Source organism: Brenneria corticis (genome assembly GCF_003115855.1).
GTDB classification, from domain to species: Bacteria; Pseudomonadota; Gammaproteobacteria; order Enterobacterales; family Enterobacteriaceae; genus Brenneria; species Brenneria corticis.
This window is the reverse complement of sequence record NZ_KZ819071.1, coordinates 15,073-28,252: the sequence shown is the minus strand read 5'-3', so window position 1 is coordinate 28,252 and position 13,180 is coordinate 15,073. Positions and strand designations below refer to the sequence as shown.

The window sequence follows — 13,180 nt, the reverse complement described above, 5'->3', positions numbered from 1 at the left end:
AGGCAAAACGGCCTCCGCCGCTGGCGAAGGCCGATAAGCCGCTTATTTCTTCTTCACTGGACGCTGCCAACCGGCTTTATGGTTCTGTTCTTTTCGGTTATAGACCAGATCCGCGCCATTTATGTCTTTCATCACCGTGGTGCCCGCGGCGATAGTGGCTCCCGCGGCCACCGTGACCGGCGCCACCAGTTGGGTATCCGAGCCGACAAACACGTCATCGCCGATGATCGTTTTATACTTATTGGCGCCGTCATAGTTACAAGTGATGGTTCCCGCCCCGATATTGACCCCGGCGCCGATATCGGCATCGCCCAGGTAGCTCAGATGACCGGCCTTCGAACCTTTGCCCAGACGGGCTTTTTTCAGTTCAACAAAGTTGCCGACGTGCGCGCCTTCTTCCAGCGCGGTTCCGGGACGCAAACGGGCGAACGGCCCGATGGTGCAGTTGGCTTCCAGCGCCGCGTCTTCCAACACCGAGTATGGACTGATTTCACAATCATCACCAATCACGCTGTTTTTTATTACGCAGCCCACGCCGATTTTAACCCGATGGCCCAGCGTAACCCGACCTTCCACCACCACGTTGGCGTCAATGGCAACATCCCGGCCGTGCAGCAACTCCCCACGCAAATCAAAGCGTTCGGGATCGAGCAGCATCACGCCGGCCAGCAGCAGTTTATCCGCCTGCTGGCGTTGATAAACCCGCTCCAGCGCCGCAAGCTGCAGGCGGTTATTCACCCCTTCCACCTCGCTCAGGCGCTCGGGATGCACCGCGACGACGCTGCGGCCTTCCGCCGCCGCCGTGGCGATGATATCGGTGATGTAGTACTCGCCCTGGGTGTTATCGTTTTTCAATTGGCTTAACCAGCGCTGTAAATCTTTGCCGTTGGCGACCAGTATTCCGGTATTGATTTCATTAATCCGCCGCTGTTCCTCGCTGGCGTCTTTATGTTCGACGATCCCGACGATAGCGCCGTTTTCACGCACGATGCGTCCATATCCGGTGGGATCGTCCAGCTTCACGGTAAGCAGGCCGATGCCGCCCTGCGGCTTCGACTGCAGCAGGCGCCGCAGCGTTGGCGGAGAAATCAGCGGCACATCGCCGTACAGCATCAGAATATCTTCATCATCGGCAAAATAGGGCGCCGCCTGCTGCATGGCGTGCCCGGTCCCCAACTGCTCCGCCTGTAACACCCAGTTCAAGGCCTGATCGGACAGCGTTTGCTTTAATAAATCCCCCCCATGCCCATAAACCAGATGGACATGCTGCGCGCCGATGGTCATGGCGGCGTCAATCACATGCTGAACCATCGGTTTACCCGCCAGCGGGTGCAAAACTTTGGGAAGATCGGAGTACATGCGGGTTCCTTTACCGGCAGCAAGGATAACCACGCTCATAGCGCTGTTCGACATAAGCATCCTGACAAGAACTGATTGGCGGACAATCAACAAGTAATAGAAAAAAGAATAGCCAAAGTGTACCGAAACTTATACTGAAAGCGGACCGTTTTTGATGAGTTTTTTCTGAAAAGACGGACTGAAAAATACAGGCGGTTAAGCATATCGTCGCCCTTTATAGCGGCTTTCACCGAAATGAAAAAAGCCGGTCGGGATAAACCGACCGGCTTTTGTATATCACGCTTCTATCCGTTACATCGTTTTTCTGGTCAGTTCGATAACCCGCAGCTTGGCGATCGCTTTGCTCAGCTCGGCGGAAGCCTGAGCATAATCCACGTCGCCGTGCGAGTTGCGGATATGATCTTCGGCTTTGCGTTTCGCTTCCAGCGCCCGCGCTTCGTCCAGATCCTGCCCGCGGATGGCGGTATCGGACAGTACGGTAACCATGTTCGGCTGCACCTCGAGGATGCCGCCGGACAGGTAGATATACTCTTCTTCACCGTGCTGTTTAACAATACGCACCATGCCGGGCTTAATGGCAGTCAGCAGAGGGGCATGTCCCGGATAAATACCCAGTTCGCCTTCGCTCCCGGTTACCTGGATTTTCTGCACCAGGCCGGAGAACATTGCCTGTTCCGCACTAACGACATCCAGATGGTAAGTCATAGCAGCCATATCACCCTCCTACAAGGCGTTACAGTTTCTTGGCTTTTTCCACTGCTTCTTCAATGGAACCAACCATATAGAACGCCTGCTCCGGCAGGTGGTCGTATTCGCCGTCCATAATACCTTTAAAACCGCGAATGGTATCTTTCAGGGAGACGTACTTACCCGGAGAACCGGTGAACACTTCCGCCACGAAGAACGGCTGCGACAGGAAGCGTTGGATTTTACGCGCCCGGGATACCACCAGCTTGTCTTCTTCCGACAGCTCGTCCATACCCAGGATGGCGATGATATCCTTCAGTTCCTGGTAACGTTGCAGAATGGACTGCACGCCGCGCGCCACGTCGTAGTGCTCCTGGCCCACAACCAGCGGATCCAGCTGACGGCTGGTGGAATCCAGCGGGTCGACCGCAGGGTAGATACCCAGCGAGGCGATCTGACGGCTCAGTACCACGGTGGCGTCCAGGTGGGCGAAGGTGGTGGCCGGAGACGGGTCGGTCAAGTCATCCGCAGGCACGTAAACCGCCTGAACCGAGGTGATGGAACCGGTTTTGGTGGAGGTAATACGTTCTTGCAGCACGCCCATTTCTTCCGCCAGCGTCGGCTGGTAGCCTACCGCCGAAGGCATACGGCCCAACAGCGCGGACACTTCGGTACCGGCCAGAGTGTAGCGATAAATGTTATCGACAAACAGCAGTACGTCGCGCCCTTCATCACGGAATTTTTCCGCCATGGTCAGGCCGGTCAACGCCACGCGCAGACGGTTGCCCGGCGGCTCGTTCATCTGGCCGTATACCAGCGATACTTTATCGATAACGTTGGATTCGGTCATTTCGTGATAGAAGTCGTTACCTTCACGGGTACGTTCGCCCACGCCGGCAAACACCGAATAACCGGAGTGTTCGATGGCGATGTTACGGATAAGCTCCATCATGTTGACGGTTTTACCCACGCCGGCGCCGCCGAACAGGCCGACTTTACCGCCCTTGGCGAACGGACACATCAGGTCGATAACCTTGATGCCGGTTTCCAGCAGTTCCTGCGAGTTGGACAGTTCTTCGTAGCTCGGCGCCGCGCGGTGAATCGCCCAGCGGTCTTCTTCGCCGATGTCGCCTTTCATGTCGACCGGCTCGCCCAGCACGTTCATGATGCGGCCCAGGGTCGCTTTACCCACCGGGACTTCTATCGGGTGTCCCTGATTGGTGACCTTCAACCCGCGACGCAGACCGTCGGAAGAGCCCATTGCGATACAACGAACAACGCCGCCGCCCAACTGCTGCTGCACTTCCAGCACCAGTTTTTCCGCGCCGTTCTCTACCTCAAGCGCATCGTACACTTTTGGTACCGCATCCTGCGGGAACTCGACGTCCACCACGGCGCCGATTACCTGGATAATCTTTCCAGTAGCCATCTTGAATCCTCTACGTAATTCGTAAACCTGGTTTAAACCGCGGAGGCTCCCCCGACGATTTCGGTGAGTTCCTGGGTAATGCTGGCCTGACGAGCCTTGTTGTACACCAACTGCAGCTCTTTGATCAGGCTGCCGCCGTTATCGGTCGCGGCTTTCATCGCCACCATTCGCGCGGCCTGTTCACTGGCCAGGTTCTCTACGACGCCCTGATAAACCTGCGACTCCACATAGCGGCGCAGCAGGGTATCCAGCAGCGACTTGGGGTCGGGCTCATACAGGTAATCCCAGGACTTTTTCTTCAACTCGCCGTCATCCGCGGGCGGCAACGGCAACAGCTGAGCAACCAGCGGTTCCTGAGACATGGTATTGATAAACCTGTTGCACACGATATACAGCTTGTCCAGACGACCTTCGTCATAGGCCTGCAGCATAACTTTCACCGGCCCGATCAATTCCGACACGGAAGGGTTATCCCCCATGCCTGTGACCTGAGCGACGATATTCCCGCCCACCGAATTGAAAAAAGAGACCGCTTTGGAGCCAATCAGCGCCAAATCGACATCAACGCCTTTTTCGCTCCAGGTTTTCATTTCGCCCAGCAGCTTTTTGAACAGGTTAATGTTCAACCCGCCGCACAGGCCTCGGTCGGTGGACACCACCAGATACCCGACGCGCTTAACGTCCCGCTCTTCCAGGTAGGGGTGTTTGTATTCCAGATTGCCCAACGCAAGGTGACCAATCACGTTGCGTATGGTTTTCGCATAAGGACGGCTGGCCGCCATACGTTCCTGCGATTTGCGCATTTTGGAGGCGGCGACCATTTCCATCGCTTTGGTGATCTTTTGCGTATTCTGGACGCTTGCGATCTTACTACGTATCTCTTTTGCGCCGGCCATCTTTGCTTCTCCTCAAAGCCTTGCGGCCTGCTTTACAGCAGGCCACCGGGCGTTACCAGGACTGGGTTGCCTTAAAGGTATCGAGAATGTTTTTGAACTTACCCTCGATCTCATCGTTATAAGCGCCAGACTGGTCGATTTGTTGCAGAAGTTCGCCGTGCTCGCGATCGGCATAGGCCAGCAGCGCCGCTTCAAAGCCGACGACTTTCGCAATTTCAACGTCTTCAAGGTAACCGCGTTCCGCCGCGAACAGCACCAGAGACTGCTGCGCAACCGACATCGGCGCATACTGTTTCTGTTTCAGCAACTCGGTCACTTTCTGACCGTGATTCAGCTGTTTGCGCGTTGCATCATCCAGATCGGATGCAAACTGCGAGAACGCCGCCAGTTCACGATACTGCGCCAGCGCGGTACGAATACCCCCGGACAGCTTTTTCATGATCTTGGTCTGCGCCGCGCCGCCGACGCGGGATACCGAGATCCCCGGGTTGACCGCGGGACGGATACCGGCGTTGAACAGGTTGGATTCCAGGAAGATCTGACCGTCGGTGATCGAAATCACGTTGGTCGGAACGAACGCGGAAACGTCGCCGGCCTGGGTTTCGATAATCGGCAGCGCGGTCAGAGAACCGGTTTTACCTTTCACCTCGCCCTTGGTGTAAGCCTCGACGTAGTCGACGTTGACGCGCGCGGCCCGTTCCAGCAGACGGGAGTGCAGATAGAACACGTCCCCCGGATAGGCTTCACGGCCCGGCGGACGGCGCAGCAGCAGAGAAATCTGACGATAGGCGACGGCCTGCTTGGACAGATCGTCATAAATAATCAGCGCATCTTCGCCGCGGTCGCGGAAATATTCGCCCATGGCGCATCCGGCGTACGGCGCCAGATATTGCAGCGCGGCGGACTCGGACGCGGTCGCCACCACCACGATGGTGTTGGCCAGCGCGCCGTGCTCTTCCAGCTTACGCACCACGTTGGAGATGGTGGAGGCTTTCTGACCGATGGCGACATAAACGCACTTGATGCCGGAATCGCGCTGGTTGATGATGGCGTCGATGGCCAGCGCCGTTTTACCGGTCTGACGGTCGCCGATAATCAGCTCGCGCTGACCGCGGCCGATAGGGATCATGGCATCGACGGACTTATAGCCCGTCTGCACCGGCTGATCGACGGACTGACGTTCGATAACGCCGGGCGCAATCGCTTCAACCGCGGAGAAACCGTCGTGCTCCAGCGGACCTTTACCATCGATCGGTGCGCCCAGAGTGTTGACCACGCGGCCCAGCAGGCCGCGGCCGACCGGCACTTCCAGAATACGGCCGGTGCATTTTACCTTCATGCCTTCGGCCAGATCCGCATATGGACCCATCACCACCGCACCAACGGAGTCGCGCTCCAGGTTCAGTGCAATCGCGTAGCGGTTGCCCGGCAGGGAAATCATCTCCCCCTGCATCACTTCGGCAAGGCCGTGAACGCGGATGATCCCGTCGCTGACGGAAACAATAGTACCTTCATTGTGAGCTTCGCTCACCACATTGAACTGAGCAATGCGCTGCTTGATCAGTTCGCTGATTTCGGTGGAATTCAGTTGCATGCTCCAGTCCCCTTAAGACTGCAAGACGTCTGCCAGACGTTCCAGACGACCGCGAATGCTGCCATCTATCACCATATCGCCCGCGCGTATCACCACGCCGGCCATGACAGACTTATCAATTTTGCAATTCAGCTTCACTTTGCGTGACAGACGTTTTTCCATCGCCGCGGCTATCTTCGACAGCTGCGGCTCACTCAACGTACCGGCGGAAACAACATCGACCTCAACCGTCGATTCCTGCGCCGCCCGCAGTTGAACAAATTGCGCCAGTACTTCGGGAAGCACCGGTAAACGTCCGTTCTCGGCCATCACCTTGATCAGGTTCTGCCCGGCTTCATCAAGTTGATCGTCACAAACGGCAATAAACGTTTTCGCCAGCTCAATCGGCGCTCTCGCGCCGGAAAGCAACTCGGCAATCTGTTCGTTGCGCGTGACTTCGGCCGTAAACGCCAGCATATTCTGCCAGCGATCAACCGCCTGATTCTCAACCGCAAAGTCAAAAGCTGCTTTGGCGTAGGGGCGAGCTACCGTGACGTATTCAGACATCGGCCCCTCCCTCCTTACAGTTCAGCGACCAGTTTATCAACGATGTCGCTGTTGGCAGCTTCATCCACGGAACGTTCGATAATTTTCTCGGCACCGGCGATAGCCAACATGGCGACCTGCTTACGCAACTCTTCACGAGCGCGTTTGCGTTCGGCTTCGATTTCAGCCTGCGCCTGCGCGACAATTTTGTTACGTTCAGCTTCCGCTTCCGCTTTGGCTTCATCCAGGATCTGAGTACGGCGTTTGTTTGCCTGCTCGATGAGCACCTGGGCTTCCGCTTTGGCTTTCTTCAGTTGATCTGTCGCATTGGCCTGCGCCAGGTTCAAATCTTTTTTGGCACGTTCGGCAGAAGCCAGACCGTCAGCGATTTCCTTCTGACGCTTCTCGATGGCGGCCATAATCGGCGGCCATACGTACTTCATGCAGAACCAGACAAACAGGACGAACGCAATGGCCTGGCCGAGGATTGTTGCATTAATATTCACAGCACAATGCCTCTTTCAAAGTTAAATAAGTTGATGTTTCAACCCCGGCGGAAAACATCTCCGCTTAGGCCACCGCAAACATCACATACAGGCCCAGACCAACGGCAATCATCGGGATGGCGTCAACCAGACCCATGACGATAAAGAACTGTGTACGCAGCAGAGGAATCAGATCAGGCTGACGCGCAGCGCCTTCCAAGAATTTCCCACCCAGAATGCCGATACCGATCGCAGCACCGATTGCCGCCAAACCCATCATCAACGCGGCAGCCATGTACAGCAGATCCACACTCAGGTTTTCCATGACAGTCTCCAGTTTGTTTCAGTTAAAACGTTATTGTGTTGAAAGAAAATCAATGCTCTTCAGATGCCATCGAGAGATAAACAACCGTCAGAACCATGAAAATAAAAGCCTGAAGCGTAATGATCAAAATGTGGAAAATGGCCCAGGGCACATTCAACAACCATTGCGACCACCACGGCAGCAAGCCGGCAATCAGGATGAAGATCAACTCACCCGCATACATGTTGCCAAACAGTCGCAAACCAAGAGAGATCGGTTTGGACAGCAGGCTGACACCTTCAAGAATCAGGTTGATAGGAATAAATACTGGATGGTTGAACGGCTGCATGGTCAGTTCCTTAACAAAACCGCCAACGCCTTTCATTTTAATGCTGTAGAACAGGACCAGGGCAAAAACGCCGAGCGCCATGGACAAGGTGATATTAACGTCCGCGGACGGCACCACGCGCAGATAGGCATGCGCCGGATCGTGGCCGAGAAGGCTATAGATGCCGGCCCACACCTGCGGCAGAAAATCGATGGGCAGCAGATCCATCAGGTTCATCAGGAAAACCCAGACGAAAATGGTCAGCGCCAGCGGGGCGATAAGCTTGCTTTTGCCATGAAACATGTCGCGCACGTTGCTGTCGACAAAGCCGACAATCAGCTCGACCGCCGTTTGCAATTTACCCGGCACGCCGCTGGTGGCGTTTTTGGCAACCCGGCGGAAGATAACCAGAAAGAGGACGCCGAGAGCGATAGAGAAAAACATCGAATCGATGTTGATCGACCAGAACCCCGTCCCCACCTGCAAGTGTGTCAGGTGATGACCGATGTACTCTTGAGGAGTAGAGATTTCTCCTGATGCAGACATGATGTCTCTTACCCTTTTGTTGTTAATTACGGTAACGGTTCATTACGGCCGGCGCCACTATCTGCATAACCAACACCGCCAGATAAGTCAGGCCGAGCGGAAAAAAAGCCGCTTTGAACATCCCTAACGCCACCACCAACAGTGCAATGGTGATCAATACCTTCAGCGCCTCACCGATGGCGAACGACCAGGCGACTCGCCCGTCGGCAGGCGTATGCGCCTGATGACGCAGGGCAAACAGCACAAACAGGACGTTCGGCAACCAGGCCGCCAGCCCCCCGCCTAACGCGGAAGCCCCGGCTTCAACACTGCCGGCGGCGAAGACGGCGCTCAGCAGAATAAAAGCGGCCAGCTGTAGTAGCAGTAACCTTAAAGCCGCTTTTCCGCTGTAAAGGGATACAGACATGGCCTTCCCCGTACCTTCCAGAGGTGTGCTGAATGACGTATAAAACTGCCTTTATACCCTTGAGTCAAGCAGCAAAAAACGAGCAAATTATACGGGTCATACCTGCGAATTCAATCGATAAGTAGCGAAAAGGTGAACAATTATTTAAATTTCTTTCCGGAGACGCATTTCCGCCGACAATCATAATCGCACCTATGCGCGGTAATTAATTTCTAAAGCCGCCCGATATGTGACATTCCTCACACAAACGCTCTACCGGCATTTTATAGCGGATAAGGTTATTTTTTGTCTTTAGCAAAGAAAGCTGTTTATCTTATTTAAATTCAATCAGTTAAAAAAGAACAAACAAAAAACACGCAATAAACACCATTTCAACCCGCTATTGACATTATTGATATTATTTTTTCACTCAATTAACACCTGCAAACAGCGAGGTTTAGCACCGATAAGCTATTTTCGCCAGTGACTATTAACCATGAAACCAACCCCGTTACCAGAAAAACCCCGGCAGATGTGAAATATAAGTGATCGTTAATCGCCACACCGCACGCCGCCGCGTCGGCCATGCGAACAGCCGATAGGGAAATAATTAGTTATAATTTTTTTGATAAAACGCAAAATTAATTTGGTTTAAGCACGATCAGGTGGCGTTCGCCTTCCAGTTCCGGCACCGATAAACGAATCACCCGCTCCAGCTCGACGCCCTGGGGCAACGCGGTAAGTTCTTCCGCGGGCAGTACCCCTTTCAAGGCATAGAAACGGCCGGATGGTTTGGCGGGAAGATGACGACACCACTGAACCATATCCTGCAGCGAAGCAAATGCCCGGCTGATAACGCCGTCGAAAGGCGGCTCGGCGGGGAAATCCTCGACCCGGCTCTGCACCGGAGAAATATTCTCCAACTGCAGTTCATACTGCACCTGACGTAGAAAACGCACGCGCTTTCCCAGGCTGTCCAGCAGGGTAAAATGCGCCGCCGGACGCACTATCGCCAAGGGGATCCCCGGTAGTCCCGGCCCGGTCCCCACATCAATAAAGCGTTCTCCCTGCAAGTAAGGTTCAACCACGATGCTGTCCATAATATGGCGGACGAGCATTTGCCGCGGATCGCGCACGGAGGTCAGATTGTAAGCGTTGTTCCACTTATGCAGCATCTCAACATACTGAATCAGCAAAATTTTTTGCTTTTCTGAAAGCACAATGGCGGCGGTTTTCAGCAGATTATCAAGCGTGTCGTGCACCATAAGATCCTGGAGTTATTTATGTGAATATCGTACTGCCGGCAAGGTTACCTCGGCTCAGGCGCTGCGGCGCAGCATTCCCTGTTTTTTCAGCCACACCAGCAGAATGGAGATGGCGGCCGGGGTGATGCCGGAGATACGCGAAGCCTGGCCGATCGACGCGGGTTTGTGATCGTTGAGCTTGGCGATCACCTCATTCGACAACCCGTTAACCTGGCGATAATCAAGCTCGACGGGCAACAGCGTATGCTCGTTACGCAGCTGCCTGTCGATTTCATCCTGCTGACGGGCGATATAGCCTGCGTATTTGACCTGAATTTCAACCTGCTCGGCGGCCTGTTGGTCGGTCAACGCCGGCGCGAACAGCGGCAGCGCGGTCAGTTGAGCATAGTCCACTTCCGGACGGCGCAGCAGCTCTTCCCCGTTTGCCTCGCGCGACAGCGGCGTTTTCAACAGGCCGTTGACCTGCTCCAACTGCTCGGACTGCGGGTGAATACGAATATCGCGCAGGCGCTGGCGCTCTTTTTCAATGTTTTCCAGCTTTTCGTTAAAACGCGCCCAGCGGTGGTCGTCCACCATTCCCAGCTCGCGGCCGATCTCCGTCAGACGCAGGTCGGCATTGTCTTCCCGCAGCATCAGGCGGTATTCGGCGCGCGAAGTAAACATCCGATAGGGTTCTTTGGTGCCCAGGGTGCAGAGATCGTCCACCAGTACGCCCAGGTAGGCCTGATCGCGGCGCGGCGCCCAGCCTTCCTGGTCGAAGGCCAGCCGGGCGGCGTTCAGCCCCGCCAGCATCCCCTGCGCCGCGGCCTCTTCGTAGCCGGTGGTGCCGTTGATCTGGCCGGCGAAGAACAGACCGTGAATAAATTTGCTCTCCAGCGTGGTTTTCAAATCACGCGGATCGAAGAAATCGTACTCGATGGCATAGCCGGGGCGAACAATGCGCGCATTTTCCATTCCGGCCATCGAACGTACAATCTGCCACTGCACGTCGAACGGCAGGCTGGTGGAAATCCCGTTGGGGTAGATCTCATTGCTGGTCAGCCCTTCCGGCTCCAGAAAGATCTGATGCGAATTGCGATCGGCGAAGCGCATCACCTTGTCTTCGATCGACGGACAGTAGCGCGGTCCGATCCCTTCGATGATCCCGGCATACATCGGGCTGCGATCCAGGTTATTGCGGATCGCCTCATGGGTTTTTTCATTGGTATGGGTGATATAGCACGGCATCTGCGCCGGATGCTGGCTGGCCTGTCCCAGGAAGGAGAATACCGGCATGGGGTCGTCGCCGTGCTGCTGCGCCAGTACGCTGAAATCGATGGTTCGGGCGTCGATACGCGGCGGCGTGCCGGTTTTAAGACGGTTAACCCGCAGCGGCAGTTCACGCAGACGTCGGGCCAGCGGAATGGAAGGCGGATCGCCGGCGCGTCCGCCGCTGTAGTTATCCAGCCCGATGTGGATCTTGCCGTCGAGGAAAGTTCCCACGGTCAGCACCACCGCTTTGGCGCGGAATTTTAACCCCATCTGGGTGACCGCCCCCACCACGCGATCGTTTTCCACGATAAGATCGTCGACCGCCTGTTGGAAGATCGTCAGGTTGGGTTGATTTTCCAGCGCGGTGCGCACCGCCTGCCGATAGAGGACGCGATCCGCCTGTGCCCGGGTAGCGCGTACCGCCGGGCCTTTACTGACGTTTAGTATCCTAAACTGAATGCCGGCCTGGTCGACGGCGCGGGCCATCAGCCCTCCCATGGCGTCGATCTCTTTAACCAGATGCCCTTTGCCGATACCGCCGATCGCCGGGTTGCAGGACATCTGTCCCAGCGTGTCGATATTGTGCGTCAGCAAAAGGGTTTGTCGTCCCATGCGGGCCGCAGCCATTGCCGCTTCCGTACCGGCATGGCCTCCGCCGATCACGATGACGTCAAAAGGATCTGGATAAAACATGGTACTGCTCCTCGCATTGTTGCGAATGGATAGTTGCGAAACGATCGTTGTTTGCCCTGGGGTGGAGGATTCTACTCAACTTTACCCAAACCACCAAGCGTCTTGGATCCTGGCTAATTAAAGAAAGATCTTTTTATTTAAAGATCTCTTTATTAGATCTTCTATTAGGATCGACCCTTTGTGTGGATAAGTGATTATTCATTTTAAGGATCAAGAAATTAGGAATGATCATTAGCTGTGAATGATCGGTGATCCCATACCGTATAAGCTGGGATCTTAATGGCTACTTATACACAGCGTGAAAAACGTACAGCGGTTATTCTTTGGATAACTACCGCTTTTACACCTGAATTAAGCATAGTTATACACATTCAAACGCTGAATATTTCGCCTTAATTGAGTAAATTAATCCAGGATCCCAGCCACTCCTCCGCCGGATCCTCGGGAATGTCGTGCTGGGTGATGTCGATCTTCAGGATATCGCCGATCCTTTTGGCGCCGAGCTGGCTTAATACGCGATCCGCGGTAAGGATCGCGCCGCAAAAGGTATCGTACTCTTTACTGCCTATGCCGATGGCGCCGAAGCGCACCTGGGAAAGATCGGGCTTCTGCCGCTCCAGCTGTTCAAACAGCGGCTGCAGATTGTCCGGTAGTTCCCCGGCGCCGTGCGTCGAGGTGACCAGCAGCCATAAGCCGCTCTCCGGCAGGTCGTTCAGTTCAGGGCCGTGCAGCATCTCTGAGGAGATGTTTTCCTTTTCCAGCAGTTCGGCCAAATGTTCCGCCACGTATTCCGCGCTGCCCAAGGTACTGCCGCTGATTAGCGTAATGTCAGCCATACACCATCCCACCTGATAAAAGACGGGACATTGTACGCTGTGATCAGGCTGGGATCTACCTGTGGATAATAGGGGTATAAGAAAATGGATTAAGGCGGGATGGTCCGCATAATGGGGTTTTGCAGCGAGATCAGCGTCTCGGTGGACTGAATTTCGTCAATGGTCTGGATCTTGTTGATAAGTACGTCTTGCAGGGAGTCGATCGAGCGGCACATCACCTTGATAAACACGCTGTAGTGGCCGGTGGTGTAGTAAGCCTCCACCACCTCTTCCAGATTGTTGAGCTTCTCCAACGCGGAGGGATAGTCTTTGGCGCTTTTCAAAATGATGCCGATAAAACAGCAGACGTCATAGCCCAGCTGTTTTGGGCTGATATCCAGGCGCGTGCCGATAATGATCCCCGCCTGCTTCATTTTTTCCACCCGGACGTGGATCGTCCCCGGGCTGACGGAAAACTGTTTCGCCAGTTCGGCATAGGGGGTGCGCGCATTGTCCATCAAGGCCGAGAGGATGCCGCGATCGAGATTATCGATCTGATAAATTTCCGCCATTTCAGGCTCCTTAAATTATCGATTTTTCATTTTATACCGCGAAAAA

Annotated in this window: 14 protein-coding genes; all 14 read right to left on the bottom strand. The window is 54.9% G+C overall.

Annotated elements, in window-relative coordinates:
- Nucleotides 1-42 precede the first annotated feature (42 nt).
- The gene (glmU, locus tag DDT56_RS00135; protein WP_136164504.1) at nucleotides 43-1,413 is read right to left on the bottom strand and encodes a bifunctional UDP-N-acetylglucosamine diphosphorylase/glucosamine-1-phosphate N-acetyltransferase GlmU; all 1,371 of its coding nucleotides are present in this window, start codon (nucleotides 1,411-1,413) and stop codon (nucleotides 43-45) included.
- Between the two features lie 237 nt (nucleotides 1,414-1,650).
- Entirely contained in the window at nucleotides 1,651-2,064 is a 414-nt protein-coding gene (locus DDT56_RS00130) for a F0F1 ATP synthase subunit epsilon (protein WP_210416956.1), read from the bottom strand.
- A 28-nt stretch (nucleotides 2,065-2,092) separates the two neighbouring features.
- Nucleotides 2,093-3,475, bottom strand: a complete 1,383-nt coding sequence (gene atpD / locus DDT56_RS00125) for a F0F1 ATP synthase subunit beta (protein WP_136164502.1) — start codon at nucleotides 3,473-3,475, stop codon at nucleotides 2,093-2,095.
- Between the two features lie 32 nt (nucleotides 3,476-3,507).
- Nucleotides 3,508-4,371 carry a F0F1 ATP synthase subunit gamma gene (atpG, locus tag DDT56_RS00120; RefSeq protein WP_136164501.1) on the bottom strand — a complete coding sequence of 288 codons (864 nt, stop codon included), beginning with the start codon at nucleotides 4,369-4,371 and terminating at the stop codon, nucleotides 3,508-3,510.
- A 52-nt stretch (nucleotides 4,372-4,423) separates the two neighbouring features.
- Nucleotides 4,424-5,965 (bottom strand): F0F1 ATP synthase subunit alpha, encoded by a 1,542-nt coding sequence (atpA, locus tag DDT56_RS00115; RefSeq protein WP_136164500.1) that lies wholly within the window; start codon nucleotides 5,963-5,965, stop codon nucleotides 4,424-4,426.
- Between the two features lie 12 nt (nucleotides 5,966-5,977).
- The gene (gene atpH, locus DDT56_RS00110; RefSeq protein WP_136164499.1) at nucleotides 5,978-6,511 is read right to left on the bottom strand and encodes a F0F1 ATP synthase subunit delta; all 534 of its coding nucleotides are present in this window, start codon (nucleotides 6,509-6,511) and stop codon (nucleotides 5,978-5,980) included.
- A 14-nt stretch (nucleotides 6,512-6,525) separates the two neighbouring features.
- On the bottom strand, nucleotides 6,526-6,996 hold the full coding sequence (atpF, locus tag DDT56_RS00105) for a F0F1 ATP synthase subunit B (protein ID WP_136164498.1): 471 nt from the start codon (nucleotides 6,994-6,996) through the stop codon (nucleotides 6,526-6,528).
- 64 nt (nucleotides 6,997-7,060) lie between these two features.
- Nucleotides 7,061-7,300, bottom strand: a complete 240-nt coding sequence (atpE, locus tag DDT56_RS00100; RefSeq protein ID WP_005976545.1) for a F0F1 ATP synthase subunit C — start codon at nucleotides 7,298-7,300, stop codon at nucleotides 7,061-7,063.
- A gap of 49 nt (nucleotides 7,301-7,349) precedes the next feature.
- Entirely contained in the window at nucleotides 7,350-8,153 is an 804-nt protein-coding gene (gene atpB, locus DDT56_RS00095) for a F0F1 ATP synthase subunit A (RefSeq protein WP_136164497.1), read from the bottom strand.
- 22 nt (nucleotides 8,154-8,175) lie between these two features.
- Nucleotides 8,176-8,559, bottom strand: a complete 384-nt coding sequence (atpI, locus tag DDT56_RS00090; RefSeq protein ID WP_136164496.1) for a F0F1 ATP synthase subunit I — start codon at nucleotides 8,557-8,559, stop codon at nucleotides 8,176-8,178.
- A gap of 620 nt (nucleotides 8,560-9,179) precedes the next feature.
- Complete coding sequence (gene rsmG, locus DDT56_RS00085) at nucleotides 9,180-9,800, bottom strand: 16S rRNA (guanine(527)-N(7))-methyltransferase RsmG (protein WP_136164811.1); 621 nt, start codon at nucleotides 9,798-9,800, stop codon at nucleotides 9,180-9,182.
- 57 nt (nucleotides 9,801-9,857) lie between these two features.
- Nucleotides 9,858-11,747, bottom strand: a complete 1,890-nt coding sequence (gene mnmG, locus DDT56_RS00080; protein WP_136164495.1) for a tRNA uridine-5-carboxymethylaminomethyl(34) synthesis enzyme MnmG — start codon at nucleotides 11,745-11,747, stop codon at nucleotides 9,858-9,860.
- Between the two features lie 392 nt (nucleotides 11,748-12,139).
- Entirely contained in the window at nucleotides 12,140-12,583 is a 444-nt protein-coding gene (gene mioC / locus DDT56_RS00075) for an FMN-binding protein MioC (RefSeq protein ID WP_136164494.1), read from the bottom strand.
- Nucleotides 12,584-12,672: 89 nt separating this feature from the next.
- Nucleotides 12,673-13,134, bottom strand: coding sequence for a transcriptional regulator AsnC (asnC, locus tag DDT56_RS00070; RefSeq protein ID WP_136164493.1), 462 nt, complete (start codon nucleotides 13,132-13,134; stop codon nucleotides 12,673-12,675).
- Nucleotides 13,135-13,180: the final 46 nt, after the last annotated feature.